Raw genomic sequence first — 25,684 nt, forward strand, 5'->3', positions numbered from 1 at the left:
ATGACTCGTTCACTGAAGAAGGGCCCGTTCGTTGACGCTCACCTGTTGGCCAAGGTCGACAAGGCAGTTGCCAACAAGGACAAGAAGCCCATCAAGACCTGGTCGCGCCGCTCGACGATCCTGCCCGAGTTCATCGGTCTGACGATCGCTGTGCACAACGGCAAGCAGCACGTGCCGGTCTATGTGTCTGACCAGATGGTCGGCCACAAGCTGGGTGAATTCGCACTGACTCGTACCTTCAAAGGCCATCCGGCCGACAAGAAGGCCGGGAAGAAGTAAGGATGCCAACGATGGAAACCAAAGCAATCGTTCGTGGCGTTCGCCTCTCGTGTGACAAGGGCCGCCTGGTGGCGGACCTGATCCGCGGCAAGAAGGTGGACCATGCGCTGAACATCCTGGAATTCACCCAGAAGAAGGCGGCCCTGATCATCAAGAAGGCACTGGAAAGCGCCATCGCCAACGCCGAGCACAACGACGGCGCTGACATTGATGAACTGAAGGTCACCTCGATCTATGTGGAACAAGGTGCCACGCTGAAGCGTTTCTCTGCCCGCGCCAAAGGCCGTGGCAACCGCATCAGCAAGCCCACGTGCCACATCTTCGTGTCGGTCGGCAACTGAAGGCTGAAGGAAGACTATGGGACAGAAAATACATCCGACCGGCTTCCGCCTGCCCGTCACCCGTAACTGGGCTTCGCGCTGGTATGCGTCGAACCAGAACTTCGCCACCATGCTGGCCGAAGATCTGCGCGTTCGCGAATACCTGAAGGCCAAGCTGAAGAATGCTGCCGTGTCGCGCATTCTGATCGAGCGCCCCGCGAAGAACGCCCGTATCACCATCTTCTCGGCACGTCCGGGCGTGGTGATCGGCAAGAAGGGCGAGGACATCGAAAACCTGAAGGCCGAACTGACCAAGCGTCTGGGCGTGCCGGTGGCAGTGAACATCGAAGAAGTGCGCAAGCCTGAAATCGATGCTCAGCTGATCGCCGACTCGATCACCCAGCAGCTGGAAAAGCGCATCATGTTCCGCCGCGCCATGAAGCGCGCGATGCAGAACGCGATGCGTCTGGGCGCCCAGGGCATCAAGATCATGTCCGCCGGCCGCCTGAACGGCATTGAAATCGCTCGTACCGAGTGGTATCGCGAAGGCCGCGTGCCTCTGCACACCCTGAAGGCTGACATCGACTACGGCTTCTCCGAAGCCAAGACGACGTATGGCGTGATCGGCGTGAAGGTGTGGGTCTACCGCGGTGACCGCCTTGCCAATGGCGAGGCACCGGTGATCAACACGCCTCCGGGCGCTGAAGACGACCGTCGTCCTCGTCGTAACGCCCGTCCGGGTGCTCCGAGCGGCCGTGGCCGTCCCGGCAGCGACCGTGGCCCGCGTGATGGTGCAGATAAGCCCGCTGACGCCGCCGCTGGCGACGCAGCCAAGCCCGCCGCAAAGCGTGTGGTCCGCAAGGCCCCCGCTGCCGGTGAGGCCAAAGGAGAATAAGCATGCTGCAACCTGCTCGTCGCAAATACCGCAAAGAGCAAAAGGGTCGTAACACTGGTGTTGCCACCCGTGGTGCTGCCGTGTCCTTCGGTGACTTCGGCCTGAAGGCCACCGAGCGCGGCCGTCTGACGGCTCGCCAGATCGAAGCTGCACGTCGTGCGATTTCGCGCCACATCAAGCGCGGTGGTCGTATCTTCATCCGCATCTTCCCGGACAAGCCGATCTCGCAAAAGCCTGCCGAAGTCCGGATGGGTAACGGCAAGGGCAACCCTGAGTACTACGTCGCTGAAATTCAGCCTGGCAAGGTGCTCTATGAGATCAACGGTGTGCCGGAAGCCCTGGCTCGCGAAGCGTTCACGCTGGCTGCTGCAAAGCTGCCCCTGCGTTGCACCTTCGTCGCGCGCATGGTCGGCGCCTGATTGGAGAACACCATGAAAGCATCTGAACTGCGTGGCAAGGACGTCGCTGCCTTGGAAAAGGAAGTGACCGATCTGCTCAAGGCCCATTTCGGCCTGCGCATGCAAAAGGCGACCCAACAGCTGACGAATCACTCGGTGCTGGGCAAGACCCGTCGCGACATCGCTCGCGTCAAGACCGTCTTGGCCGAGAAGAAGAAGGGAGCCGTGTAATGACGCAAGCTCAAGAAAAGAACACGCGCACCCTGGTTGGTCGCGTGGTGAGCGACAAGCGCGCCAAGACCGTCACGGTCCTGGTCGAGCGTCGCGCCAAGCACGAGCTCTACGGCAAGATCGTGGCCCGTTCCCGCAAGTACCACGCCCACGACGAAAAGGGCGAGTACAAGATGGGCGACGTGGTCGAGATCGCTGAAGGCCGCCCCCTGTCCAAGACCAAGAGCTGGGTCGTGACCCGCCTGGTCGAAAAGGCAGAAGCAGTCTAAGTAGGCCTTGTGCCTGTGCGTCGCGGGGTTTTCAACGCCGCGGCTCACACAAACGGTCGGAACGCTGGAATACTGGCGTCCGGCCGTTTTTCATTGGCGCCCAGCCATGTCCCTGGTGGATGTGCTGGGCGTCGTTCATACAGAAGGAGCGAGACATGTTGAAGATTGGTGACCGCCTGCCCTCGGGCAAGCTGCAGGAATTCATGGAAGTTGAAGGCAACGGCTGCTCCTTGGGCCCCAACACCTTCGAGATCGATGCCCTGACGGCCGGCAAGAAGATTGCCATCTTCGCACTGCCTGGCGCCTACACCCCTACCTGTTCGGCCCAGCATGTGCCGGGCTATGTCCAGCAGGCCGAGGCGCTGCGCGCCGCCGGCGTCGATGAGATCTGGTGCATCTCAGTCAACGACGCGTTCGTGATGGGGGCCTGGGGCCGCGACCAGAAGACCGCCGGCAAGGTGCGCATGATGGCCGACGGCAGTGCGGACTTCACCAAGGCCACGGGCTTGACGCTGGACCTGACGGCCAAGGGCATGGGCCTGCGTTCGCAGCGCTACTCCATGTTGGTGGTGGACGGGGTGGTAAAGACGCTCAATATCGAAGGCCCCGGCAAGTTCGAGGTCAGCGACGCCGGCACCATGCTGGCGCAAGCCAAGGCCGCCTGAGCGCTGCCGTCGGCCGGGCGCCGTCTCGGCTGAGGCGGCGCCTCCAGTATTTGTGCGGTACCGCTTGACATGCGGAAGCCATCTAGTGCACAATCCAATGCTTCGCCGAACGTCAGGCGCATCTTGTGGTGCGTTATGGCCTCGGGTTCGCCCTCAACCACCGGGCGCTTCAAGCGAAGGCTGAACAGCCAAGCGGGAAGCGAACGGGCTACGGGCCCAAGACTGACCGTTGAATTCGCTGCGAATGGTCGCATCGGTGGATACGGGAAAAGTTGGGGACAGACATGATTCAAATGCAATCGCGACTTGACGTCGCGGACAACACTGGCGCCAAGTCCGTCATGTGCATCAAGGTGCTTGGCGGGTCCAAGCGTCGTTATGCCGGCATTGGCGACATCATCAAGGTCAGCATCAAAGAAGCTGCGCCGCGTGGCCGCGTCAAAAAGGGCGAGGTCTACAGTGCTGTGGTCGTGCGCACTGCCAAGGGCGTGCGTCGCCAAGACGGCTCTTTGGTCAAGTTCGACGGCAATGCCGCCGTGCTGCTGAACGCCAAGCTGGAGCCGATCGGCACCCGTATCTTTGGCCCCGTGACGCGTGAACTGCGTACCGAGCGCTTCATGAAGATCGTGTCGCTGGCACCTGAGGTGCTCTAAGCATCGTCAAGTCAAAGGTATTGCCATGAACAAGATTCGTAAAGGCGACGAGGTCATCGTGTTGACCGGCCGCGATAAGGGCAAGCGCGGCACTGTGTCGCAGCGTGTCGATGACGCACACCTCGTGGTGGACGGCGTCAATATCGTCAAGAAGCACGTCAAGCCCAACCCCATGAAGGGCACCACCGGCGGCGTGGTCGACAAGACTATGCCCATCCATCAATCCAACGTGGCGATTTTCAACGCTGCATCCGGCAAGGCCGATCGCGTGGGCATCAAGCTCCTCGCCGACGGCAAGAAGGTGCGCGTTTACAAGTCGACCGGCGAAGAGATCAAGGCTTAAGAGGTCCGACATGGCTCGTTTGCAAGCGTTTTATCGCGAAAAAGTTGTGCCAGGCCTCGTTGAGAAGTTTGGCTACAAGTCGATCATGGAAGTGCCGCGCATCACCAAGATCACGCTCAATATGGGTGTGAGCGAGGCGGTCGCCGACAAGAAGGTCATGGACCACGCCGTGAGCGACCTGACCAAGATTGCCGGCCAGAAGCCCGTGATCACGAAGTCGAAGAAGGCTATCGCCGGCTTCAAGATTCGTGACGGCGTGCCTATCGGCTGCATGGTCACCCTGCGTGGCGTTCAGATGTACGAATTCCTGGACCGTTTCGTGACGATCGCGCTGCCGCGCGTTCGTGACTTCCGCGGTATTTCGGGTCGTTCGTTTGACGGTCGCGGCAACTACAACATCGGCGTCAAAGAACAGATCATCTTCCCCGAAATCGAATACGACAAGGTGGATGCTCTGCGTGGTCTGAACATCAGCATCACGACGACTGCCAAGACGGATGATGAAGCCAAGGCCCTGCTCGGCGCCTTCCGCTTCCCGTTCAAGAACTGAGGTGATCTGTGGCTAAAACTTCGATCAAACAACGTGAACTGAAGCGCGAACAACTCGTCGCCAAGTTTGCCAAGAAGTACGCGGACCTGAAGGCCATCATCAACGACGCCAAGAAGTCGGATGAAGAGCGTTACGCCGCTCGCCTCGAGCTGCAGAAGCTGCCCCGCAATGCATACCCGACTCGCCTGCGTAACCGCTGCGAGTTGACCGGTCGTCCGCGCGGTACCTTCCGCAAGTTCGGCCTGGCCCGTAACAAGATTCGTGAGCTGGCCTTCAAGGGCGACATCCCCGGTGTCGTCAAGGCCAGCTGGTAATCGGCAGGTTTAGGAGATTTCGTATGAGCATGAGTGATCCTATCGCCGATATGCTGACCCGCATTCGCAACGCCCAGAGCGTTGAGAAGGTCAGTGTCGTGATGCCTTCCTCGAAGCTGAAGGTTGCGATCGCCAAGGTCCTGAAGGACGAAGGCTATATCGACGGTTTCGCGGTGCGCGGCGACGCAGCCCGCCCGGAGCTGGAGATCGCGCTGAAGTATTACGCCGGCCGTCCGGTGATCGAGCGCATCGAGCGCGTGAGCCGTCCCGGCCTGCGCATCTACAAGGGCCGCCACGATATTCCTCAGGTCATGAATGGCCTGGGTGTGGCGATTGTCACCACGCCGAAGGGTGTGATGACTGACCGCAAGGCACGTCAAGCCGGTATCGGCGGCGAAGTGCTCTGCTACGTCGCCTAAGCGCAAGGAGAGACAGACAATGTCCCGCGTAGGAAAAATGCCGGTCGCCGTCCCGCAAGGTGTGGACGTGACGATCACCGCTGAGCAGATCAGCGTGAAGGGCTCCCTGGGTACGCTGGTTCGTCCGGCCAATGCTCTGGTGAGCGTGAAGAACGACGCTGGCAAGCTGACCTTCACTCCGGTGAACGAGTCGGCCGATGCCGATGCGCTGAGCGGCACGATGCGCGCTCTGGTGGCCAATATGGTCAGCGGTGTGAGCAAGGGCTTCGAGCGCAAGCTGAACCTGGTCGGCGTGGGCTATCGTGCCCAGGCTCAAGGTCAGAAGCTGAACCTGCAAATCGGTTTCTCTCACCCCGTGGTGAAGGACATGCCGGCTGGCATCAAGGTTGAGTGCCCGACCCAGACCGAAATCCTGATCAAGGGTGCGGACCGCCAAGTGGTGGGCCAGATCGCTGCTGAAGTTCGCGCGATCCGTCCTCCCGAGCCTTATAAGGGCAAGGGCATCCGCTATTCCGACGAGAAGGTCTCCCTCAAAGAGACCAAGAAGAAGTAAGGAGCAGCGCCATGTTGACCAAAAAAGAACAGCGCATCCGTCGCTCGCGTCAAACCCGTGCACGTATCGCCGTGCAACGTGTGGCTCGCCTGACGGTGTTCCGCTCCAACCTGCACATCTACGCCAGCGTCATCTCCGACGACGGTTCCCAAGTGCTGGCCAGCGCCTCGACTGCCGAGAAGGAAGTCCGCGCTCAGCTGGGCGCCGATGGCAAGGGTGGCAACGTCGCCGCTGCGACCCTGATCGGCAAGCGTATTGCCGAAAAGGCGAAGGCTGCTGGCATCGAGAAGGTGGCTTTCGACCGCGCGGGCTTTGCCTACCACGGTCGTGTCAAGGCTCTGGCCGAAGCTGCTCGCGAAGCCGGCCTGCAGTTCTGACGCATAAAGGAATTCGAAATGGCAAAGTTTCAAGCACGTGCGCAGACTGAAGGCAATGACGACGGCCTGAAGGAAAAGATGATTGCGGTCAACCGCGTCACCAAGGTGGTGAAGGGCGGCCGTACGCTGTCTTTCGCGGCACTGACGGTGGTGGGTGACGGCGACGGCCGTATCGGCATGGGCAAGGGCAAGGCGAAGGAAGTTCCGGTCGCCGTGCAGAAGGCCATGGAGTCGGCACGCCGCAATATGGTCAAGATCAACCTGCGCAACGGCACTATTCACCACAGCGTGAACGGCGAGCACGGTGCTGCACGTGTGATGATGATCCCGGCCAAGGTCGGTACCGGCGTGATCGCTGGCGGCCCGATGCGCGCTGTGTTCGAAGTGATGGGCGTGACCGACATCGTGACCAAGAGCCACGGTTCGACCAACCCGTACAACATGGTTCGCGCCACCCTGGACGCCCTCAAGCGCTCCACCACGGCCGCCGAAGTGGCAGCCAAGCGCGGCAAGTCGGTCGAAGACATCGTCGGCTGATCGCTGCACTGGAGAGACACATGTCTGACAAGAAAACTCTGACGGTCAAGCTGGTTCGCAGCCCCATCGGTACGCGTGCCTCGCATCGCGCCACCGTGGCTGGTCTCGGCCTGCGCAAGATGAACAGCACCAGCGTGTTGGAAGACACGCCCGCGGTTCGCGGCATGATCAACAAGATCGCCTACCTCGTGCAAGTGCTCTAAGCACGTCACGGACTAAGGACAACAAGATGCAACTCAATACCATCAAGCCTGCCGCTGGCGCCAAGCACGCCAAGCGTCGCGTGGGCCGTGGCATTGGCTCGGGTCTGGGCAAGACTGCCGGCCGTGGCCACAAGGGTCAAAAGTCGCGCGCCGGTGGCTACCACAAGGTTGGCTTCGAAGGCGGCCAAATGCCTCTGCAGCGTCGTCTGCCGAAGCGTGGCTTCAAGTCGCTGGCTCGTCCCTTCAATGCCGAAATCACGCTGAGCGATCTGCAAGGCCTGGCCGGTGATGAAATCGACGTGCTGACGCTCAAGGCTGTGGGTCTCGTGCCCGAGCTGGCCAAGAACGTCAAGGTCATCCTGTCTGGCGCCATCAGCCGCAAGGTCGCGCTCAAGGGCGTGGCTGCGACGGCCGGTGCCAAGGCTGCCATCGAAGCCGCTGGCGGCTCGGTCGCCTAAGGCGGCAAGGGATCAGGCGAGTGGCTACCAACGCAAACCAACTGGCCAAGAGCGGCAAGTTCGGCGACTTGCGTCGCCGGCTTGTGTTCCTGCTGCTGGCGCTGGTGGTGTACCGACTCGGGGCGCATATCCCCGTGCCCGGTATCGATCCGGCGCAGCTGCAGCAGTTCTTCAAGGGTCAGGAGGGTGGCATCCTGAGCCTGTTCAACATGTTCTCGGGCGGTGCGCTGTCGCGCTTCACCGTCTTCGCGCTGGGCATCACGCCCTACATCTCGGCCTCCATCGTCATCCAGCTGATGACGTATGTGCTGCCGCAGCTGGAGTCGCTGAAGAAGGAAGGCGAAGCAGGGCGTCGCAAGATCACGCAGTACACGCGTTACGGCACGCTGGGTCTGGCCATTTTCCAATCGCTGAGCATTGCGCTCGCGCTGGAAAGCTCGCCTGGCTTGGTGATTGCGCCTGGTTTTGGTTTCCGCCTCACCGCGGTGACGAGCCTGGTGGCCGGCACGATGTTCCTGATGTGGTTGGGCGAGCAGATCACTGAGCGTGGTCTTGGCAACGGGATCTCGATCCTGATCTTCGGCGGTATCGCCGCGGGTCTGCCCGGCGCGATTGGTGGCTTGCTGGAGTTGGTGCGCACCGGTGCGATGGGCCCTGTGTCCTTCCTCATCGTGGCTGCCATCATCGTGGCCGTGACTTATCTGGTGGTGTTTGTCGAGCGCGGTCAGCGCAAGATCTTGGTGAACTACGCCAAGCGCCAGGTGGGCAACAAGGTTTACGGTGGTCAGTCTTCGCACCTGCCGCTCAAGCTGAACATGTCGGGTGTGATCCCGCCGATCTTCGCATCGTCGATCATCCTGTTGCCGACCACGCTGGTGAGCTGGTTTGCCACGGGTGACAGCATGCGCTGGTTGAAGGACATCGCTGACATGCTGCGTCCGGGTCAGCCGATCTACGTGCTGCTCTACGCTGCTGCGATCGTGTTCTTCTGCTTCTTCTACACGGCGCTGGTGTTCAACAGCCGTGAGACCGCAGACAACCTGAAGAAGAGCGGCGCCTTCATCCCCGGGATTCGTCCCGGTGAGCAGACTGCCAAGCACATCGACAAGATCCTGTCGCGTTTGACCATGGCTGGCGCCATCTACATCACTGGTGTGTGCCTGCTGCCTGAGTTCCTGACGCTGAAGTACAACGTTCCGTTCTACTTTGGTGGCACGTCCCTGTTGATCATCGTCGTGGTCACCATGGACTTCTGGGCCCAGGTTCAGTCTTACGTGATGAGTCAGCAGTACGAGTCGCTGCTGAAGAAGGCAAATTTCAAGGCTGGCTGAAAGGCCGACCTGAAGGTGAATTAGACCAACAGAGCAAGAAGCGTAGGCATGGCGAAAGACGACGTCATACAGATGCAGGGTGAGATTCTGGAGAACCTCCCCAACGCTACGTTTCGAGTGAAGTTGGAGAACGGTCATGTCGTTCTCGGTCACATCTCCGGCAAGATGCGTATGCACTACATACGCATCCTGCCTGGCGACAAGGTGACGGTAGAACTGACACCGTACGATTTGAGTCGTGCTCGCATCGTGTTCCGGGCGAAGTGAGCTAAGGTTTCCCCGGGCACGCTGTTTGAGCGTTAATGAGTAGGTCAAGGAGCAGACCATGAAAGTTTCGGCATCCGTCAAGAAGATGTGCCGCAATTGCAAGATCATCCGTCGCAAGGGCGTGGTGCGTGTGATCTGTACCGATCCGCGCCACAAGCAGCGCCAAGGCTGATTGCTGCACGACACGAGCGAATTAGAGGACGCACATGGCACGTATTGCTGGTATCAACATTCCGCCGCAAAAGCACACTGAGATCGGTCTGACTTCGATCTACGGCATTGGCCGTACGACCGCACAGAAGATCTGCACCACTTGCGGCATTCCGTTCGACAAGAAGGTCAAGGACCTCACCGACGCTGATCTGGAAAAGATCCGTGACGAAGTGGGCCGCATGACCATCGAAGGCGATCTGCGCCGTGAGATGTCGATCAACATCAAGCGTCTGATGGATCTGGGCTGCTACCGCGGCTTCCGTCACCGCCGTGGCCTGCCGATGCGCGGTCAGCGTACGCGTACGAACGCCCGTACCCGCAAGGGTCCGCGTAAGTCCGCCGCTACCGGCAAGAAGTAACGCGCGGCCCCACTGAAGAAAGCTCATCATGGCAAAAGCACCCAATAACTCGGCTGCCCAGCGCGTTCGCAAGAAGGTTCGCAAGAACGTTGCCGACGGCATTGCGCACGTCCACGCTTCGTTCAACAACACCATCATCACCATCACCGACCGTCAAGGCGGCGCCCTGTCCTGGGCTTCGTCGGGTGGTCAGGGTTTCAAGGGTTCGCGCAAGTCGACGCCCTTCGCTGCCCAGGTGGCTGCCGAGGTGGCGGGCCGCGCTGCTCAAGAACAAGGCATCAAGAACCTCGACGTCAAGATCAAGGGCCCCGGCCCTGGCCGTGAATCGTCGGTTCGTGCCCTGGCTGCGCTCGGCATCCGCATCAACTCGATTTCCGACGTGACGCCGGTGCCGCACAACGGTTGCCGTCCGCAGAAGCGTCGTCGTATCTAAGACTTCGTCTTTAGTGCGATAATCGCGGTTTTGACCCCCGCGCCGGCGGGCACGCAAGTGCCGCGCCGGCTGTTTTGCTGAGGCCCATGACGCATCCCCCGGATGTCTCGCAAGCCTCCTAAGACCACCGTTCGAGCCTAGAAAAACACTGGCCGGACTCGCGCAAGTTCAGCTGCTTCCTGCGGCAGACCTGCGTCAGATTGAACAAGGACACGCAAAGTGGCACGTTACCTCGGCCCCAAGGCCAAACTTTCCCGCCGTGAAGGCACCGACCTGTTCCTGAAGAGCGCCCGCCGCGCCATCAGCGACAAGGCCAAGTTTGATTCCAAGCCTGGTCAACATGGTCGCACTTCCGGCCAGCGCACCTCGGACTTCGGTCTGCAACTGCGTGAAAAGCAGAAGGTCAAGCGCATGTATGGCGTGCTGGAGCGTCAGTTCCGCCGCTACTTCGCCGAGGCCGAGCGCCGCAAGGGCTCGACCGGCGTGAACCTGCTGACCCTGCTGGAATCGCGCCTGGACAACGTCGTCTATCGCATGGGCTTCGGCTCGACGCGCGCTGAAGCACGTCAGCTGGTCTCGCACAAGGGCATCACCGTGAACGGTGAAGTCGTGAACATCGCTTCCTACCTGGTCAAGGCTGGTGACGTGGTCGCCGTGCGTGAAAAGGCCAAGAAGCAGCTGCGCATCATCGACGCATTCAAGCTGGCTGATTCGATCGGCCTGCCGGCCTGGGTTGCCGTGGACGGCACCAAGCTGGAAGGCGTGTTCAAGAAGGCTCCGGACCGTGATGAATTCGGTGCCGAAATCAACGAATCGCTGATCGTTGAGTTGTACTCGCGCTAATCGACCCGTGTCTGCCGAGCGGCTCCTGAGGGGCCTGCTCGGCTGTTCCTCGTCCGGGTCTGGCTATTGCTGGCCTGCACCCGGTTGGTCCATCAGCCTTATCGGTGTAACGAACCGAGGGTATTGAAAGAAAGACCTCATGCAAACCAATCTGCTCAAACCCAAATCCATCAATGTGGAGCCCCTGGGCGGTCACCGCGCCAAGGTCACCCTGGAGCCGTTCGAACGCGGCTATGGCCACACCCTGGGCAATGCCCTGCGCCGTGTGCTGCTGTCCTCGATGGTGGGTTATGCGCCGACGGAAGTCACGATCGCTGGGGTACTCCACGAGTACTCGGCCATCGATGGCGTGCAAGAAGATGTCGTTCACATCATGCTCAACCTCAAGGGTGTGGTGTTCCGTCTGCACAACCGTGAGGAAGTGACCCTGGTCCTGCGCAAGGAAGGTGAAGGCCCGGTGACGGCTGCCGACATCCAGACTCCGCACGACGTCGAGATCATCAATCCGGACCACGTGATCGCCCATCTGTCGCAAGGCGGCAAGCTGGATATGCAGATCAAGGTCGAGAAGGGTCGCGGCTATGTGCCCGGCACGATGCGCCGTTACGGCGACGAGCCGACCAAGAGCATTGGTCGTATCGTCCTGGACGCTTCGTTCTCGCCCGTGCGTCGCGTCAGCTACGCCGTCGAAAACGCCCGCGTCGAGCAGCGTACCGACCTGGACAAGCTGGTCATGGAAATCGAAACCAACGGCGCCATCTCGCCCGAGGAAGCGATCCGTGCTTCGGCCAAGATCCTGGTTGAACAGCTCGCCGTGTTCGCACAGCTGCAAGGCACCGACCTGGTCGACGCCTTCGACCAGCCGGCCCAGCGTTCCAGCAGCTTCGATCCGATCCTGCTGCGCCCGGTCGACGAGCTCGAGCTGACGGTGCGTTCGGCCAACTGCTTGAAGGCCGAAAACATCTACTACATCGGCGACCTGATCCAGCGCACCGAGACCGAGCTGCTGAAGACCCCGAATCTGGGTCGCAAGTCGCTCAACGAAATCAAGGAAGTGCTGGCCTCGCGTGGCCTGACACTGGGCGCCCGCCTGGAAAACTGGCCGCCGCAAGGCTTGGACAAGCGTTAATAAGAAGTTTTGAAAGTGGCTGGGGCGCTGACCAACCCCAGCCGGTGCACCCGGCAGTACCTGATACGGCTGCCGGCGATTATTTAATGAAAGGACAGCACCATGCGTCACCGTAACGGACTCCGTAAGCTCAACCGTACCAGCGAGCACCGCGCCGCCATGCTGCGCAATATGGCTGTGTCGCTGCTGCGTCACGAAGCCATCAAGACCACGGTCCCCAAGGCCAAGGAACTGCGTCGCGTCGTCGAGCCCCTCATCACGCTGGCCAAGGTGGCTACCGTGGCGAACCGCCGTCTGGCATTTGCCCGCCTGCGCGACCGCGAGATCGTCACCAAGCTGTTCAACGAGCTGGGCCCGCGTTACAACACCCGTCCGGGCGGCTACACCCGCATCCTGAAGATGGGTTTCCGCGTCGGCGATAACGCTCCGATGGCTTTTGTCGAGCTGGTGGATCGCCCCGAAGTGGCCGAAGCCACCGTGGAAGCCGCTGCAGAATAAATTCTTCTGCATCGCGCATCGAGAAAGGCCAGCACCAGCTGGCCTTTTTTTCGTCTGCAGCAAGGTCTGCCGTAAGACCTAAGGCAGCCGCGCTTGAATGGCGCTAAGCTGCGCGCTTCGCTCGAGCGGGCATGCCGTAGGCCCGTGTTCGAGCTCACATCCTGCTGATCTTCATGTCCATCCTGCGTCGCCTATTTTTCTTCGTGCTGCTCGGCCTGGCATCCGTTATTGCCGCGCATGCCGATGATTTCCTCGAGCCCGAACAAGCCTTCAAGCTGGCCGTGCGCACACTGGATGAACGCAGTGCCGAAGTCAGCTTCGTCATTGCGCCCGGGTATTACATGTACCGCGACCAGTTCAAGTTCGAACTGCAGGGCGTCGGGCAGTTGGGCGCCGTGAGCATTCCCGATGGCAAGAAGAAGTACGACGAGACCTTCCAGAAGGAAGTGGAGGTCTATCGCGATGGCCTCAAGGTGCGCGTGGCGATCGAGCAGGGCGCACCAAGTCTTGAGCTGCGCGTGACCGGCCAGGGCTGCGCCGACAAGGGCCTGTGCTATCCCCCCATGACACGCCCCGTCGTGTTGAAGCTCAAGCAGTTCGGTGGTGATGGCTCGGCGAGTCTGCTGCCTGCCGCCGAAGGCTTTGGCAGCTTTGGGGCTGCTAACGACAGCGGCGGGCTGTCGCCTGCCGTGGGCACGGGGGCCAAGTCGACGCTGGCCGGTTCGGGTGACAAGCCAGCCAGCCGCCTCGACGAGGTGCTGCAGTCCGGCCGTTTCTGGCTTGTGGTGGGCCTGTTCTTCATTGGCGGCGTCGGCCTGTCGCTGACGCCCTGCGTATTGCCCATGGTGCCCATCCTCGCATCGATCATCGTGGGCGGCGGCGGCAAGGTCTCGCGCGGCCGTGGTTTCGCACTGGCGCTGGCGTACTCCCAAGGCATGGCCTTGGTCTATACCGCCCTGGGCATCGCGGCAGGCTTGGCAGGGGAGGGCTTGGCGGCCTATTTCCAGTCCACGCCGGTGCTGATCGTCTTCGGCCTAGCGCTGGTGCTGTTCGCGCTGTCGATGTTCGGCGCCTACGAGCTGCAACTGCCCAGCCGTTTTGCCAACAAGCTCAACGACACCACGCAAAAGCTCGAGGGCGGCCGCTTCGTGGCGGTGTTCCTGATGGGGGCGGTGTCGGCGATTCTGGTGAGCCCTTGTGTCACGGGCGTGCTGGCCAGCGCCTTGCTCTACCTCAGCAAGAGTCAGGACGTGGTGCTGGGTGGTTCGGCCCTCTACGCGATGGCCAACGGCATGAGCGTGCCGCTGCTGCTGCTGGGGCTGTCGGCGGGCACCTTGCTGCCGCGCGCGGGCCCCTGGATGGACGGCGTGAAGCATTTCTTCGGCATGTTGCTGTTGGCGGTGGCGCTCTGGACCGTGCAGCCCATCCTGCCTGATGCGCTTCACCAGGCCCTGGTAGGTGCCTTGCTGGTCGGCAGCTCGCTGGCCCTGGGCCTGTTCAAGCCCTGGCATGTCAGTGCCGGTCCGCGTGCTTGGCTGCGCAAGACTCTCGCGTTCGCGGCGCTGGCCTTTGGCCTGCTGCAATGGGTGGGGGCCGCCGCGGGAGGCACCGATCCGTTCAAGCCGCTGAGTGGCGTGAGCCTGGCGCAGGCGTCGCCGCTCAAGAGCGGCGCGGGCCCGCTTGCCGCGGGCGCATCGGCCGAGTTGCCGTTCAAGCTTGTTCGCGACGTGGTCGAGCTGGACCAGATCCTCAAGACCGCCGGCAAGCCGGTGATGCTGGATTTCTATGCCGACTGGTGCAAGTCCTGCAAGGAGATGGAGCGCTTCACCTTCAGCGAACCGGCGGTGCAGCAACGCCTGGCCAAGGCGGTGCTCTTGAAGGCCGATGTCACCGCCAATTCGGCGGCGGATCGCGAACTGCTCAAGCGCTTCAAGCTCTTCGGCCCGCCGGGCACCATCTTCTTCAGCCCGGCCGGCGAGGAACTGCAGGGCGTGCGCGTGATTGGCTTCCAGGACGCGCCGCGCTTTCTTTCTTCGCTTGAGGCTGCCGGCATCTGACAGAACTCGCAATAGTGCGCTATACTGCTAGCTTCAGTCGCGGGGTGGAGCAGTCTGGTAGCTCGTTGGGCTCATAACCCAAAGGTCGTAGGTTCAAATCCTGCCCCCGCAACCAAATACAAGAACTTCGGTTCAGCAAGAGCCGCTCACCAGTCGGGCGGCTTTTTTGTTCAGATCAGTCGCGGGGTGGAGCAGTCTGGTAGCTCGTTGGGCTCATAACCCAAAGGTCGTAGGTTCAAATCCTGCCCCCGCAACCAAGTCAAAAGCCGCTAGCTCCTAGCGGCTTTTTCGTTTCAGGCGCTCGTGACCTCATCCTTGGCGGGCTCATGCACCGCCAGGCGCGCGGGATTGCGCAGATCGATCACCACGGTGTGGGCCGTCTTGTCTTCGATGGTCTGGCAGTTGCTGTCCCAGAAGATCTGCACAAAACCCATGAAGCCGGTGGCCATGCCGGCGGCGTAGCCGCCGTAGCGCTTGAAGCAGGTCATCAGGGTTAGTGGTTTGCCGGTCAACTCGACCACGCGCAATCCGAGCAGGCGCTTGCCAGCCGTCTGGCCGGGCCAGGCCACCGGCAGCAATGTGAAGTACAGCAAGGCCCAGCCGTAGCTGAGCCCGATTTCATCGATCCAATGCTTGATCTGGCCGCGCAAGTCCAGCGGCTGCTTGGCGCGTTCCTTGGCGAGCTTGGCTTCCAGTTCGGCGATGCGCCGGTCCTTGCTGTCTGCTTCGTCACCCGTGCTCGCCGACTCCGCAGCCGCATGCGGCTGGGCGGCGCGCGGTTCACGGGTCAGGTCTTGCCAAGTCTGCTGCGCTCCCAGCGCCAGCATCACGGCGACGATAGCCCAGCCGATCCGGCGTGGCTTCTCGGGCTTGCGGCGCAGCCAAAGCAAGCCACCGACGCCGGTGGCACATAGCCACCAGATATTGCCAAGATTGGATGTCAGCGAGATCAGCAGCAGGTCGATGAGCATCGCCATCGCCCGCTTGGCCGGCGTGGCCAGCGGCTTGCCGAGCAACTCGGGCGCCACGTTCAGGTCCTCGGGCGTGACCCAGGCACGCACGTCGGTGCTGCGGGGGCTGATCAATGCGCGCATGTGGTTCGGTTGCCAAGCATTTTTCGATCGCGGACTGTAGCGCTCATTGGGGCTGCCGTTCCAGTTCGCGCGCGATGAAGGTCTCAAAGCTCTGCCAAAGCGGCTGCCAGTGCGCCGGCCTGCCCTCGAGTTGCTGCAGGGCACAGGCCACGGCCTCCAGCGTGGAGAGCTGATGCTCGGCATGTGCGCGCCGGATGCGGTAGGCCGGTGCTGGTAGGCTCTGTAGCGACAGCCGTGGCAAGGCCTGCAACCAGGGGTTTTGATAGAGCAGCCTGCGGCTCTTGCGCCAGGTGCCGTCCAGCACGATCAGCTGCAGTTGAGCCAGCTGGTTCAGCCGCGCGAAGTCCGCTGCTGGGGTGGCGGGCAATATGGGGTCGGTGGGGCTGCTCGGGTACAGCAGCAGGCTGTAGCGCCCGTCTGTATCTGGATCGGGCGCGAACTGCTCGCCCACGCGCAGCTCGCAATGCTGCAAGGACAACGACAGCAGGCGCGCGGTGCCCTTGGCCTGCCGCTGCTCCGAGGGGTGCTGCAGGATCAGCACCCGCACCTGATTCGACACCGGCTGCACCAGTTCGCACAGGCAGACGCGCAGCGGGCGCTCGCAGCGCGGGCAGAGGGCGCGACTCACAGCGATTTGAGCGGCAGCGGTGCGCCGCTCTTGACGCTGCGGATGGCGAAGTTGCTGGTGATGTCCTGCACCATGGGATGGGCTTGCAGCTTGCGTACGCTCTGTTCGTAGTCGGGTAGGTCGCGTACCACGACCTCAAGCAGATAGTCATGTGCACCCGACACCACATGGCAGGCCACCACCTCGCTCATCGCCTGCATGGCGGCCTCGAACAGGCGCACCGCGTCCTCGCGATGGTGCATCAGGCGCACGTTCACGAACACGGTGGTGGCGAGCTGCAGACGCTGGCGGTCCAGCACAGCGCGGTAGCCGGCGATGTAGCCGCCTTCCTCCAGGCGCTTGAGGCGCCGCGCGCAGGGCGTGGGCGAGAGCGCCACGCGCTCGGCCAACTCGGCGATGCTGAGCCGGCCTTCGGCCTGCAACAACTCGAGCATTTGCACATCGATGCGATCCACAGCGGGGCTCCTTGGACGAAAAACGCCTGATTCTCGCAGTCATTGGTGAATTCGCGCGCAAACGAAGCGGTAATGTGGGAAAGCTGGTCGATTCGGCTCGAGCTTGCTCGCGAAAATGCGTGCTGGTAGTAACCCTAGGCGCACATGCAGATAATTCCCCGCCCCATCCCCGCCACCGCCGGCATGAGTGCCAGCTTTGGTCGCGAGCGCCGCGATACCGCGGGCTGGATCGCCCTGGGCATCACGGTGTTGATCTGGGCCGGCTTCTTTGTCTCGCTGCGCGCCGGTGCGCGCGCGCAGCTGGCGCCGGCCGAACTGGCGTTGGTGCGTTTCCTGCCAGCCGGCCTGGTGTTCGCGCCGGTGCTGTGGATGCGCTGGCGCCGCTTTGCCGCTCTGCCGTGGTCGGCCTGGCTGAGCATCGTGGCCGGCGCCGGGCTGCCCTACTTCTTGATCGCCGGCTGGGGCATGAAGCATGCGCCGGTGCTGGACGGCAGCACCCTGATCCCCGGCACCATTCCTCTGTTCGTGGCGCTGCTCAACGCCCTGCGCGTTGGTCGGGCCGCGTTGTCCAAGCCAGCGCCGCTGGCCATGATTGCCGCGGGCGTGGCCTGCTTGCTGGCCTTCAATCACGGCCAAGGTGATCTCGCCCAGGGCTATGCCCTGTTTCTGCTGGGCAGTCTGATGTGGGCCAACTACACGCTGGTGCTGCGCCGCGCTCAGCTGGCGCCCGTCGAAGCGGCTGCGCTGATCTCCTGCGTGTCGCTGCTGCTGCTGGCACCCTGGTTGCTGCTGCATCCGCCGCTGGGCCTGCTGAGCATGTCGGGACACGACATGCTGCTGCACGGTGCCATCCAGGGCCTCGGCGTGGGGCTGGCGTCCACCCTGTGCTATTCCTACGCGATCGCGCGCCTGGGCGCTCAGCGAGCGGCCACGGGTGGCGCGCTGGCCCCCGTGCTGGCGGCCCTGATGGCCATGCCCTTGTTTGCGGAGTTCCCCGGCCCGGTGTCGGTGATCGGCATGGTGCTGATCGTGGCCGGGGTGATCTGGACCCAGCGCTGAGTTACTGCGCCTCGGGCTTGGCCTTGGGCGGGCGCTGATCGGCCCGGCGCGGTGCCGGCCGGCCATGGCGATCATCACGGCCCGAGGGGCCGCCCGGGCGCTGGCCACGCGGGTCCGGCCGGCGCGCCGGTGGCGGGGCCGCGCGGCGAGCCTGCTCTTCCTCACGCGCCTGCTCCAGCAGGGGTTCCAGCGCCTCCAGGGCTATGCCCTTGAGGGCACAGAAGTTGGCCGGCGTCAGCGTGGTGCGCGAGAAATCGTGCAGGAGCTGGGCGCGCTGGCGCTGCTGCTGTTCTTCCTCGGCGCGGCGTGTCTCGGTCAGATTGCGGCGGCGCGCCAGCTCCTGCACGGCCGCATCGCGGTGTTCCTGGCTCAGCTCACCGGCCGGCTGGCCATCGAGGTCAAAACGATGCTGGGCCTTGCTGAGCGCGATCAGGTAGCCGGTGCCACCGGTATAGCGGCGCAAAAAGGCCGACAGCATCTGCTTGGTGAAGACGCCGGGCGCCCGCTCCTGGATGTCGGCTTGGATGCGCAGCTTCAGCGGCTTGGCGCCGCCGCTGAACAAGGCAGGGAACAGTTGCTTGAGCTGGGCGGCGCAGGCGGCCGGGCTCTGATCGACCGGCGCGGCGGGCTGCGGATTGGGAGACGACATGGATGGCGCCGGCTGGCGGCTTTGTGAGCAGGAAAGGCGGCATTGTGCCCATGCCGCGCCAGCCCTGGCAAATCTCACCCCATTGAGCTGGGCCGCGACAGTGGCCGCGTCGTCGTAGATGCGCGCTATTTACCCGTGGCGCAACCGGGTTTGCAGACCACCTCGGTGCGGCCCAGGATGCGCTTGGACTGCAGGCTGGTGGGTGGGCGGTGCTTGCCGCACTTGAAGCAGGAGCGGGTGTGGCCGCTGCCCAGAAACGGTGATCCCCCCAACTTCGACTCATAGCGCAGGCCGTCTTCGCTGACGCTGGTGTAGGTGTCTTTGCTCATTGTGGTGGCTGTCTGGTTCGAGCCCGTTCCGCCTTGTGTGCGGCCGGCCTCGGTTGATGGTCGCTTGCTTCCCTCTCGGCTCATATTAGGCGCTCCGCTTGTGACAGCGCCATCTCGCTTGCCCGGGGGTCATGCGATAAACCACAAGCATGTTGCGGGCCAGGGGCGGACGCCTGCCATCGCCGAGCGCGGACTGAGGCATCATGGCGCCTTTATCCACGAGCCGAGCAAGCGTTCCATGCAAGACCTGCCCCCCGAGGCACTGGACCAGGTGGCCAGCTACTTTCAGGTGCTGTCCGAGCCCACGCGCTTGCGCATCCTCAACCTGCTGCGCGGCGGCGAACGCAATGTGGGTGACCTGGCGACGGCCTGCGAGTGCACGGCCGCGAACGTGTCGCGCCACCTGAACCTGCTTACCAAGCAGGGCTTCGTCAGCCGCGAGGGGCGCGGCACCAGCGTCTTCTATCGCATCGCGGACCCCTCGGTCTATGCGCTCTGCGATCTGGTCTGCGGCAATATCGCGCGCCAGTTCGAGCAGCAACTGCAGGCGCGCCAGGCCTTTGTGCAGCGCCCGGCGGGCGCGGCGCGCAAGAAGGCCGGCTGAACCGGCGCACTCATTCCACGCACCGAATCCAAGATGGCCAAACTGTTTTTCCGCTATGCCGCCATGAATGCCGGCAAGTCCACCGCCTTGCTACAGGTGGCGCACAACTACGAGGAGCGTGGCCACAGCGTGCGCATCTTCACGGCCCAGGTCGACGATCGCTATGGGCATGGCGTGGTTACCTCACGCCTGGGGCCACAGCGCCATGCGGAGGTGTTCGATGCGACGACGGATTTCCAGGCTCTGCTGGGCGAGCAGCCGGGCATTGCCTGCATCCTGGTGGACGAGGCGCAGTTCCTCACCAAGGCCCAGGTCTGGGCCTTGCACGAGATCGCGCATCTGCGCAATCTGCCGGCCATCTGCTATGGGCTGCGCACCGATTTCCAGGGCGAGCTGTTCCCCGGATCGGCCACGTTGCTGGCCCTGGCGGACGAGATGGATGAGATGAAGACGATTTGCGACTGCGGTCGCAAGGCGACGATGAATATGCGGGTGGATGCCAACAACCGCAAGATCACCGAAGGCGCGCAGGTGGAGATCGGCGGCAACGCCCGCTACCGTGCGGTTTGCGGGCGCTGCTTCAGGCAGAGCTGAGGGGGCTCCAGCTCCTCAGGGCTTCTTGCTCAGCTGCTCTTCCAGTTCCTTGCAAGACGGGGCGCAGACGGGCTGCGACTTGCCCAGCAGCTTCTTGGACTTGAGCATCGCGCGCGGGCGGTGCTTGCCGCAGAGGAAGCACGACATGGTGGCCGCGCCGAAGGAAGAGGTCGCCGCAAAGGGCGAGCCGGGTGCTTTTGATCGGTAGCGCAAACCATCGGCTTCGATGGTGGTTTTGGTACTGTCCTTGGCCACGCTGGTCCTGAGTAGAGTGAGAGTATTGATGCCAGACGGTTGGCGTCAGCCCCGATTTTCCTCTATCTGGGCCACGCACACGTCCAAACCTCTATTTTCCACCATTGCCGGCTCCCCATGATTGGGGGCAATCCGGTTGGTCAAAACCCACGGAACTGTGGTGCGCGTTTTTCCTGCCAGGCGCGCACGCCCTCGGCAAGGTCCTGCGAGGCGTTGGAAACGGCGATGTCGGAGCGCAGTTGGTCGACGTCCAGCCGGCCGCTGGCGATCGCGTTCAAGTGCAGCTTCATGGCCGCCAGGGCCAGTGGCGCATAGCCGGCCAGGCGCGTGCAAAGTTCCTCGGTCGCGGCCTGCAGGGCGCTGCGGTCGGGCAAGAGCTGGTCCAGAAAACCGCAGTCCCTCATGGCCCGGGCATCCAGGGTTTCGCAGGCCAGCAGCACGCGCTTGGCCACGCCCACGCCGAGGCGATTCACGTAACGCTCCAAGCCGCCGCGGTAGAAGTGCAGGCCCAGGCGCGCGGCCGGCACGAACATCTCGCAGCTGGGCACGCCCAGGCGGAAGTCGCAGGCCAGGGCCAGGTCGGTGGCGCCGCCGTAGACCCCGCCTTGGATTGCCGCCACCGTCACCGGCCGGGCGTTCTCCCAGGCGTTGGTGAGGGCCTCGAACAAAGCCCCGGCATCCACGCCTGGAACTGCTTCCATAGCGTCGATATTGAAGCCGCTGCAGAAATGCTTGCCCTCGGCCTGCAGCAGCAGCACGCGCACGGCGGCGTTTGCATTCACCTCGCGCAGCTGCGCGCCGAGGGTCTGCAGGTCCAGCAGTTCGAGGCGGTTGGCCACATGGCTGCGTCTGAGGGTGATGCGCGCCAGTGCGCCATCGATCTGAAGGGAGGGGGTCTTGTCGGGCATCGGCACAGTCTAGTCGTGTGACTCGCGCCACAAGCCTGAGCGAGTCAGTCGGACATAGGCCGGCCGGGCGACATTTGCCGGCCGTCAGCCTCGCGTCAGAACCGGGCCCCGCCCTGGGGTAGTCTGCCGGCGTTTACCCCAAATCAATTTCGACCGACCGGTCGGCTGGGAAATTTGCGCTTTGTCAATGCGGCCCTGTACCAGGGGTGCTTGGAGGCATTTTGTTTAGAGTGGGCTCATGGACTTCTCGATAGCAAGCATCCTGATGCTGGATGGCGTGACCAACGGGGCCATTTACGCCTTGCTGGCGCTGGCTACCGTGCTGGTGTTCGCGGTCACCCGCGTGATCTTCATTCCGCAGGGCGAATTCGTCGCCTTCGGGGCGCTCACCATGGCGGGTCTGCAACTGGGCCAGACCCCGCTGACCGTGCATTTCCTGATCGCGATGGGCGCCCTGGTTGCGCTGATGGATCTGGCAGCCGGCTGGCGTGCCGGGCAGGCCCTGCCGCGTGCCGCGGCAGTGGCGCTCAAGTCGGCCGCGCCGGCGCTGTTGATCGGCCTGCTGGCGCTCTGGGCAGCGCCGCAAAAACTGCCCCTGGTGTTGCAGGCGCTGCTGACCCTGGCCATCGTCACGCCCATGGGCGGCCTGGTCTACCGCCTGGCCTACCAGTCGCTGGCGGATGCCTCGGTGCTGGTGTTGCTGATCGTCTCGGTGGGCGTGCACTTTGCGCTCACCGGCCTGGGCCTGGTGTTCTTCGGTGCCGAGGGTTCGCGCAATCCGAGCTTCTGGGATGCCAGCTTCAACGCCGGCCCGCTGATGCTCTCGGGCCAGACCCTCATCATCATCCTGGCCTCGATCGCGCTGATCCTGATGCTGTGGCTGTTCTTCGAGCGCAGCCTCTATGGCAAGGCGCTGCGCGCCACCGCGGTGAACCGATTGGGAGCGCGCCTGATGGGCATCTCCAGCACCGCGGCGGGGCGGCTGTCCTTCACCATGGCGGCCTTCATCGGTGCGCTCTCCGGGCTGCTGATCAGCCCCACCACGACGATCTTCTACGACAGCGGCTTCCTGATCGGCCTGAAGGGCTTCGTCGCCGCCGTGTTCGCAGGCCTCTCCAGCTATCCCGGCGCCGCGCTGGGTGCGGTGCTGGTGGGCCTGCTGGAATCCTTCAGCTCCTTCTGGGCCAGCGCCTTCAAGGAAGTGATCGTCTTCACCTCCATCCTGCCGGTGCTGCTCTGGCGCAGCCTGCGCGACCCGCATACCGAAGAGCATTGATCGCCATGCAATCGCGCAAACTTCTTCCCGCACTGGGCCTGCTGGTGCTGTTCATGCTGCCGGTGCTGCCGGTGCCCGAGTTTTGGATCACCCAGCTCAACTACATCGGCATGTTCGCCCTCGTGGCCCTGGGCCTGGTGCTGCTCACCGGCGTGGGCGGGCTCACCTCCTTCGGGCAGGCCGCCTTCGTGGGCGTGGGGGCCTACACCACGGCCCTGCTGTCCACGCGTTATGGCATCTCGCCCTGGCTGGCCCTGTTCGCCGGCCTCGCCTGCACGGTGCTGATCGCGCTGCTGCTGGCCTGGCTGACGCTGCGCATGTCGGGCCATTACCTGCCGCTGGCCACCATCGCCTGGGCGCTGAGCCTCAACTACCTGATCGCCAACACCGAGTTCCTCGGCAAGTACGACGGCATCCTGGGCCTGCCGGCCCTGAACCTGTTCGGCCTCAGCCTGCAGGATGGCCGCGCGCTCTACTACCTGGTGTGGATCTTTGCGCTGGCGGGCGCCTGGGGCGTGAAGAACCTGCTCGACTCGCGGCCCGGCCGCGCCATCCGCGCCCTCAACGGCGGCACCGTGATGGCCGAGGCCATGGGCGTTTCCACCTTCCGCTACAAGGTCGTGATCTTCGTCATCGCGGCCATGCTGGCCTCGGTCTCGGGCTGGCTGTTCGCGCATTTCCAGCGCACCGTGAATCCCAGCCCCTTCGCGCTGAAGATGGGCATCGAGTACCTTTTCATGGCGGTGGTGGGCGGTGTCGGCACGGTCTGGGGCGCCTTCGTCGGCTCCGGGGTGCTGAAGATCCTGGAAGACCAGCTGAAGGAATTGCTGCCGCGACTGTTGGGCAGCAATGGCAACTTCGAGGTCATCGTGCTGGGCGTGCTGCTGGTGCTGATGCTCAAGTACGCGCCCAAGGGCTTGTGGCCCTTTTCCCAAGGCCTGACGGCGCGCTGGCTGCCGGCGCGCCGCCGCGCGCACGACTGGGCTGGCGCCGCGCCCCTGCCGGCGCGCGACAAGCCCGAGCCCGGCGAACTGCTGCTCGAGGTGGACAAGGTGCGCAAACAGTTCGGTGGCCTGGTCGCGGTCAACGACGTCAGCTTCAAGATCCGCGCCGGCGAGATCATCGGCCTGATCGGCCCCAACGGTGCCGGCAAGTCCACCACCTTCAACCTGGTCTCCGGCGTGCTGAGCCTGACCAGCGGCAAGGTCAACTTCCGCGGTCTTCCGGTGGGCGGTTTGAACTCGCGCCGCATTGCCGAGCGCGGCATGTCGCGCACCTTCCAGCATGTGAAGATGATTGCCGACATGACGGTGCTGGAGAACGTCGCGCTGGGCGGCTATCTGCGCAGCAGCAGCGGCACCCTGCGCGCCATGCTGCGGCTCGACCGCGCCGAGGAGCGCTGCCTGTTCGCCGAGGCCGAGAAGCAGCTCCAGCGCATCGGCATGCAAGGCCAGATGCACGAGCTGGCCGGCAATCTGGCCCTGGGCCCGCAGCGCCTGATGGAGATCGCGCGCGCGCTCTGCACCGACCCCGCCCTGCTGCTGCTGGACGAACCCGCGGCCGGCCTGCGCCACAAGGAGAAGCAGGCCCTGGCCGAGGTGCTGCGCCAGCTCAAGGCCGAGGGCCTGAGCATTCTGCTGGTGGAGCACGACATGGAATTCGTGATGGGACTGACCGACCGCATCGTGGTGATGGAGTTCGGCACCAAGCTGATCGAGGGCACCCCCGAGGAGGTGCAGGCCAGCCCCGAGGTGCGCGCCGCCTACCTGGGAACCGAGCACTGACAACACCATGGCAAACGAACTGCTGACAGTACGCGACCTGCATGCCGGCTACGGCCGCGCCGAGGTCTTGACGGGCCTGAACCTGCTGCTGCCCGAGGGCAGCGTGGTGACGGTGATCGGCCCCAACGGCGCCGGCAAGAGCACCACGCTGAACGCGCTGATGGGCGTGCTGCCCGCCCGGGGTCAGGTCTTGCTGGATGGCCAGGACATCAGCGCCCTGAGCCTGGAAGAGCGCGTCATGCGCGGCCTGGCCCTGGTGCCCGAGAAGCGCGAGCTCTTCACCACCATGAGCGTGGAGGACAACCTGGTGCTCGGCGGCTACCGTCCGATGCGCCTGGGCCAGCGCGACTGGCGCGAGGAGCTGGAGAAGGTCTACGCCCTGTTCCCGCGTCTGAAGGAGCGTCGCGAGCAGCTCTCGGGCACGCTGTCCGGCGGCGAGCGCCAGATGCTGGCGGTGGGCCGCGCCCTGATGGCCAGGCCCAAGGTGCTGATGCTGGACGAACCCAGTCTGGGCCTGGCGCCGCTGATCGTGAAGGAAATCTTCCGCATCGTCGCGCGCCTGCGCGACACTGGCGTGAGCATCCTGCTGATCGAGCAGAACGCCCGCGCCGCGCTCGAGGTGGCCGATTACGCCTATGTGCTGGAGACCGGCGAGATCGGCCTCGAGGGGCCGGCCAGCGAGCTGGCCAACGACCCGCGCGTCATCGAGACCTATCTGGGCGCGGCCAAGAAGCAGGGTTGAGCAGGGCTGATCAGGCGAGCAGCGCTTCGCGCTGGTCCAGATCGGCCACCAGCGCGGCCCAGTCCTGCGCGCCCAGCCAGGGCTTGGCGCCTTCCAGCACCGCGCTGAACACCTCGCCCGGCATCTGCTTGCGCAGCTCGGCATAGAGGGCCGCGCGCTCGCTGCGCGGCAAGGCCGGCGTCATCCAGCGCAGCACGAGGCCGCGTTCGGCCGGGTCCAGCGAGGCCAGGATCTGCTCGTGGATCTGCACCAGCTCGGCGTCGTCATAGCCCTGCCACAGCAGCTCGTTGTGGCGCGTCTCCTCGATCTGCATGTGCTCGAAGTTGTCGGCCACGAACAGGGCCAGGTGGCGGTACAGGCGCAGATCGGCCGTTGGGCTGGGGGCCTGACGCACCGCCAGGGCCTCGGCCTCCAGCGCGGCGATGGCTTCCAGATGGTCCTCATGCTCGCCGGCAATGCGCTGCGAGCCGCCCGGGCTGCGCGCCTCGATGGCGGGGTGCACGAAGCGGTTCTCGTGCTCCAGGTGCTGGCGGCAGAGGTAGAGCAGGGTGTCGAGCTGATCCAGCGCGGCGCGGCTGGCCTCGCTGTCGCCCGCATCCAGTCGGCCGATCTGCGTCAGCGTGTCGGTCATGAAGTGGCGCAGCGCACGGTGGATCGTGGCGTACATGTCGAAACGGGCGGGCTTGTGCATGGGGACTCCTTGAGGCTGACGC

Annotated in this window: 40 protein-coding genes and 2 tRNA genes; 34 read left to right on the forward strand and 8 right to left on the reverse strand. The window is 63.6% G+C overall.

Going from position 1 to position 25,684, the window contains the following annotated elements; translation table 11 throughout:
- The 28 genes from rpsS (at position 1) to PFX98_RS10390 (ending at position 14,851) form a co-directional block, all read left to right on the forward strand.
- A complete protein-coding gene (gene rpsS, locus PFX98_RS10255; RefSeq protein WP_195795806.1) occupies positions 1–279 on the forward strand; it encodes a 30S ribosomal protein S19 in 279 nt (92 codons plus the stop codon).
- Between the two features lie 11 nt (positions 280–290).
- Positions 291–620, forward strand: a complete 330-nt coding sequence (rplV, locus tag PFX98_RS10260; protein WP_285235567.1) for a 50S ribosomal protein L22 — start codon at positions 291–293, stop codon at positions 618–620.
- Between the two features lie 16 nt (positions 621–636).
- Positions 637–1,494 (forward strand): 30S ribosomal protein S3, encoded by an 858-nt coding sequence (rpsC, locus tag PFX98_RS10265; RefSeq protein WP_285235106.1) that lies wholly within the window; start codon positions 637–639, stop codon positions 1,492–1,494.
- Between the two features lie 2 nt (positions 1,495–1,496).
- The gene (gene rplP, locus PFX98_RS10270) at positions 1,497–1,913 is read left to right on the forward strand and encodes a 50S ribosomal protein L16 (protein ID WP_285235107.1); all 417 of its coding nucleotides are present in this window, start codon (positions 1,497–1,499) and stop codon (positions 1,911–1,913) included.
- Between the two features lie 12 nt (positions 1,914–1,925).
- A complete protein-coding gene (gene rpmC, locus PFX98_RS10275) occupies positions 1,926–2,123 on the forward strand; it encodes a 50S ribosomal protein L29 (protein ID WP_282824718.1) in 198 nt (65 codons plus the stop codon).
- The gene (gene rpsQ, locus PFX98_RS10280; RefSeq protein ID WP_285235108.1) at positions 2,123–2,392 is read left to right on the forward strand and encodes a 30S ribosomal protein S17; all 270 of its coding nucleotides are present in this window, start codon (positions 2,123–2,125) and stop codon (positions 2,390–2,392) included. Before rpmC ends, rpsQ begins: the two co-directional genes overlap by 1 nt.
- A gap of 155 nt (positions 2,393–2,547) precedes the next feature.
- The gene (locus tag PFX98_RS10285; protein ID WP_285235109.1) at positions 2,548–3,057 is read left to right on the forward strand and encodes a peroxiredoxin; all 510 of its coding nucleotides are present in this window, start codon (positions 2,548–2,550) and stop codon (positions 3,055–3,057) included.
- A 284-nt stretch (positions 3,058–3,341) separates the two neighbouring features.
- Positions 3,342–3,710: a 50S ribosomal protein L14 gene (rplN, locus tag PFX98_RS10290; protein WP_088286487.1), complete on the forward strand. Its 369-nt coding sequence runs from the start codon at positions 3,342–3,344 to the stop codon at positions 3,708–3,710.
- Positions 3,711–3,735: 25 nt separating this feature from the next.
- Positions 3,736–4,053, forward strand: a complete 318-nt coding sequence (gene rplX / locus PFX98_RS10295) for a 50S ribosomal protein L24 (protein WP_285235110.1) — start codon at positions 3,736–3,738, stop codon at positions 4,051–4,053.
- Between the two features lie 10 nt (positions 4,054–4,063).
- Entirely contained in the window at positions 4,064–4,603 is a 540-nt protein-coding gene (gene rplE, locus PFX98_RS10300; protein ID WP_285235111.1) for a 50S ribosomal protein L5, read from the forward strand.
- An 8-nt stretch (positions 4,604–4,611) separates the two neighbouring features.
- A complete protein-coding gene (gene rpsN, locus PFX98_RS10305) occupies positions 4,612–4,917 on the forward strand; it encodes a 30S ribosomal protein S14 (protein WP_285235112.1) in 306 nt (101 codons plus the stop codon).
- A gap of 23 nt (positions 4,918–4,940) precedes the next feature.
- Positions 4,941–5,336: a 30S ribosomal protein S8 gene (gene rpsH, locus PFX98_RS10310; RefSeq protein WP_285235113.1), complete on the forward strand. Its 396-nt coding sequence runs from the start codon at positions 4,941–4,943 to the stop codon at positions 5,334–5,336.
- A 19-nt stretch (positions 5,337–5,355) separates the two neighbouring features.
- Positions 5,356–5,889 (forward strand): 50S ribosomal protein L6, encoded by a 534-nt coding sequence (gene rplF, locus PFX98_RS10315; protein WP_285235114.1) that lies wholly within the window; start codon positions 5,356–5,358, stop codon positions 5,887–5,889.
- An 11-nt stretch (positions 5,890–5,900) separates the two neighbouring features.
- The gene (gene rplR, locus PFX98_RS10320; RefSeq protein ID WP_285235115.1) at positions 5,901–6,266 is read left to right on the forward strand and encodes a 50S ribosomal protein L18; all 366 of its coding nucleotides are present in this window, start codon (positions 5,901–5,903) and stop codon (positions 6,264–6,266) included.
- A gap of 18 nt (positions 6,267–6,284) precedes the next feature.
- Positions 6,285–6,803 carry a 30S ribosomal protein S5 gene (gene rpsE / locus PFX98_RS10325; RefSeq protein WP_285235116.1) on the forward strand — a complete coding sequence of 173 codons (519 nt, stop codon included), beginning with the start codon at positions 6,285–6,287 and terminating at the stop codon, positions 6,801–6,803.
- A gap of 20 nt (positions 6,804–6,823) precedes the next feature.
- On the forward strand, positions 6,824–7,006 hold the full coding sequence (gene rpmD / locus PFX98_RS10330) for a 50S ribosomal protein L30 (RefSeq protein ID WP_285235117.1): 183 nt from the start codon (positions 6,824–6,826) through the stop codon (positions 7,004–7,006).
- Between the two features lie 26 nt (positions 7,007–7,032).
- On the forward strand, positions 7,033–7,464 hold the full coding sequence (rplO, locus tag PFX98_RS10335; protein ID WP_285235118.1) for a 50S ribosomal protein L15: 432 nt from the start codon (positions 7,033–7,035) through the stop codon (positions 7,462–7,464).
- A 20-nt stretch (positions 7,465–7,484) separates the two neighbouring features.
- The gene (gene secY, locus PFX98_RS10340; RefSeq protein WP_285235119.1) at positions 7,485–8,795 is read left to right on the forward strand and encodes a preprotein translocase subunit SecY; all 1,311 of its coding nucleotides are present in this window, start codon (positions 7,485–7,487) and stop codon (positions 8,793–8,795) included.
- A gap of 48 nt (positions 8,796–8,843) precedes the next feature.
- The gene (gene infA, locus PFX98_RS10345) at positions 8,844–9,062 is read left to right on the forward strand and encodes a translation initiation factor IF-1 (protein ID WP_009855680.1); all 219 of its coding nucleotides are present in this window, start codon (positions 8,844–8,846) and stop codon (positions 9,060–9,062) included.
- A gap of 58 nt (positions 9,063–9,120) precedes the next feature.
- Positions 9,121–9,234 (forward strand): 50S ribosomal protein L36, encoded by a 114-nt coding sequence (rpmJ, locus tag PFX98_RS10350; RefSeq protein ID WP_035036301.1) that lies wholly within the window; start codon positions 9,121–9,123, stop codon positions 9,232–9,234.
- A 34-nt stretch (positions 9,235–9,268) separates the two neighbouring features.
- Positions 9,269–9,634 (forward strand): 30S ribosomal protein S13, encoded by a 366-nt coding sequence (rpsM, locus tag PFX98_RS10355; protein ID WP_124448784.1) that lies wholly within the window; start codon positions 9,269–9,271, stop codon positions 9,632–9,634.
- A gap of 28 nt (positions 9,635–9,662) precedes the next feature.
- Positions 9,663–10,067: a 30S ribosomal protein S11 gene (gene rpsK, locus PFX98_RS10360; protein WP_056194196.1), complete on the forward strand. Its 405-nt coding sequence runs from the start codon at positions 9,663–9,665 to the stop codon at positions 10,065–10,067.
- A gap of 219 nt (positions 10,068–10,286) precedes the next feature.
- Entirely contained in the window at positions 10,287–10,910 is a 624-nt protein-coding gene (gene rpsD / locus PFX98_RS10365; RefSeq protein ID WP_285235120.1) for a 30S ribosomal protein S4, read from the forward strand.
- Positions 10,911–11,049: 139 nt separating this feature from the next.
- A complete protein-coding gene (locus tag PFX98_RS10370; RefSeq protein ID WP_285235121.1) occupies positions 11,050–12,039 on the forward strand; it encodes a DNA-directed RNA polymerase subunit alpha in 990 nt (329 codons plus the stop codon).
- Positions 12,040–12,141: 102 nt separating this feature from the next.
- Positions 12,142–12,537, forward strand: a complete 396-nt coding sequence (rplQ, locus tag PFX98_RS10375) for a 50S ribosomal protein L17 (protein WP_285235122.1) — start codon at positions 12,142–12,144, stop codon at positions 12,535–12,537.
- 173 nt (positions 12,538–12,710) lie between these two features.
- Positions 12,711–14,594: a protein-disulfide reductase DsbD gene (dsbD, locus tag PFX98_RS10380; protein WP_285235123.1), complete on the forward strand. Its 1,884-nt coding sequence runs from the start codon at positions 12,711–12,713 to the stop codon at positions 14,592–14,594.
- 38 nt (positions 14,595–14,632) lie between these two features.
- Positions 14,633–14,709, forward strand: a tRNA-Met gene (locus PFX98_RS10385).
- A gap of 65 nt (positions 14,710–14,774) precedes the next feature.
- A tRNA-Met gene (locus PFX98_RS10390) sits at positions 14,775–14,851 on the forward strand.
- Positions 14,852–14,887: 36 nt separating this feature from the next.
- Here PFX98_RS10390 and PFX98_RS10395 read toward each other — a convergent pair.
- Genes PFX98_RS10395 through PFX98_RS10405 form a run of 3 tightly spaced genes read right to left on the reverse strand, consistent with a single transcriptional unit; the run spans position 14,888 to position 16,771 of the window.
- Positions 14,888–15,688: an RDD family protein gene (locus PFX98_RS10395; RefSeq protein ID WP_285235124.1), complete on the reverse strand. Its 801-nt coding sequence runs from the start codon at positions 15,686–15,688 to the stop codon at positions 14,888–14,890.
- A gap of 43 nt (positions 15,689–15,731) precedes the next feature.
- Positions 15,732–16,316 carry a tRNA-uridine aminocarboxypropyltransferase gene (locus PFX98_RS10400; RefSeq protein WP_285235125.1) on the reverse strand — a complete coding sequence of 195 codons (585 nt, stop codon included), beginning with the start codon at positions 16,314–16,316 and terminating at the stop codon, positions 15,732–15,734.
- Complete coding sequence (locus PFX98_RS10405; protein WP_285235126.1) at positions 16,313–16,771, reverse strand: Lrp/AsnC family transcriptional regulator; 459 nt, start codon at positions 16,769–16,771, stop codon at positions 16,313–16,315. Before PFX98_RS10405 ends, PFX98_RS10400 begins: the two co-directional genes overlap by 4 nt.
- A gap of 144 nt (positions 16,772–16,915) precedes the next feature.
- Between PFX98_RS10405 and PFX98_RS10410 the strand changes: the two genes are divergently transcribed.
- The gene (locus tag PFX98_RS10410; RefSeq protein ID WP_285235127.1) at positions 16,916–17,830 is read left to right on the forward strand and encodes a DMT family transporter; all 915 of its coding nucleotides are present in this window, start codon (positions 16,916–16,918) and stop codon (positions 17,828–17,830) included.
- 1 nt (position 17,831) lies between these two features.
- Here the strand turns inward: PFX98_RS10410 and PFX98_RS10415 are convergent, their stop codons facing one another.
- Both PFX98_RS10415 and PFX98_RS10420 read right to left on the reverse strand, forming a co-directional pair.
- Positions 17,832–18,479 (reverse strand): ProQ/FINO family protein, encoded by a 648-nt coding sequence (locus tag PFX98_RS10415; RefSeq protein ID WP_285235128.1) that lies wholly within the window; start codon positions 18,477–18,479, stop codon positions 17,832–17,834.
- A 125-nt stretch (positions 18,480–18,604) separates the two neighbouring features.
- Positions 18,605–18,808, reverse strand: a complete 204-nt coding sequence (locus PFX98_RS10420) for a hypothetical protein (protein WP_285235129.1) — start codon at positions 18,806–18,808, stop codon at positions 18,605–18,607.
- 238 nt (positions 18,809–19,046) lie between these two features.
- Here PFX98_RS10420 and PFX98_RS10425 point away from each other — a divergent pair, with 238 nt between their 5' ends.
- Both PFX98_RS10425 and PFX98_RS10430 read left to right on the forward strand, forming a co-directional pair.
- Entirely contained in the window at positions 19,047–19,412 is a 366-nt protein-coding gene (locus tag PFX98_RS10425) for an ArsR/SmtB family transcription factor (protein WP_285235130.1), read from the forward strand.
- Between the two features lie 33 nt (positions 19,413–19,445).
- Entirely contained in the window at positions 19,446–20,006 is a 561-nt protein-coding gene (locus PFX98_RS10430; protein ID WP_285235131.1) for a thymidine kinase, read from the forward strand.
- Between the two features lie 15 nt (positions 20,007–20,021).
- Here PFX98_RS10430 and PFX98_RS10435 read toward each other — a convergent pair whose 3' ends face one another.
- Positions 20,022–20,261: a hypothetical protein gene (locus PFX98_RS10435; RefSeq protein WP_285235132.1), complete on the reverse strand. Its 240-nt coding sequence runs from the start codon at positions 20,259–20,261 to the stop codon at positions 20,022–20,024.
- Positions 20,262–20,401: 140 nt separating this feature from the next.
- Positions 20,402–21,169: an enoyl-CoA hydratase/isomerase family protein gene (locus tag PFX98_RS10440; protein ID WP_285235133.1), complete on the reverse strand. Its 768-nt coding sequence runs from the start codon at positions 21,167–21,169 to the stop codon at positions 20,402–20,404.
- A 238-nt stretch (positions 21,170–21,407) separates the two neighbouring features.
- On the opposite strand from PFX98_RS10440, the gene PFX98_RS10445 reads away from it, so the two are divergent.
- The 3 genes from PFX98_RS10445 to PFX98_RS10455 are packed head-to-tail and all read left to right on the forward strand — an operon-like array spanning position 21,408 to position 24,971.
- Positions 21,408–22,445: a branched-chain amino acid ABC transporter permease gene (locus tag PFX98_RS10445; RefSeq protein WP_285235134.1), complete on the forward strand. Its 1,038-nt coding sequence runs from the start codon at positions 21,408–21,410 to the stop codon at positions 22,443–22,445.
- A gap of 5 nt (positions 22,446–22,450) precedes the next feature.
- The gene (locus tag PFX98_RS10450; protein WP_285235135.1) at positions 22,451–24,229 is read left to right on the forward strand and encodes a branched-chain amino acid ABC transporter ATP-binding protein/permease; all 1,779 of its coding nucleotides are present in this window, start codon (positions 22,451–22,453) and stop codon (positions 24,227–24,229) included.
- A 7-nt stretch (positions 24,230–24,236) separates the two neighbouring features.
- Entirely contained in the window at positions 24,237–24,971 is a 735-nt protein-coding gene (locus tag PFX98_RS10455) for an ABC transporter ATP-binding protein (protein ID WP_285235136.1), read from the forward strand.
- Between the two features lie 10 nt (positions 24,972–24,981).
- On the opposite strand, the gene PFX98_RS10460 is transcribed toward PFX98_RS10455, so the two are convergent.
- Entirely contained in the window at positions 24,982–25,662 is a 681-nt protein-coding gene (locus PFX98_RS10460) for a hemerythrin domain-containing protein (RefSeq protein ID WP_285235137.1), read from the reverse strand.
- Positions 25,663–25,684 lie beyond the last annotated feature (22 nt).

Source organism: Paucibacter sediminis (assembly GCF_030254645.1).
Classification (GTDB): Bacteria; Pseudomonadota; Gammaproteobacteria; order Burkholderiales; family Burkholderiaceae_C; genus Paucibacter_B; species Paucibacter_B sediminis.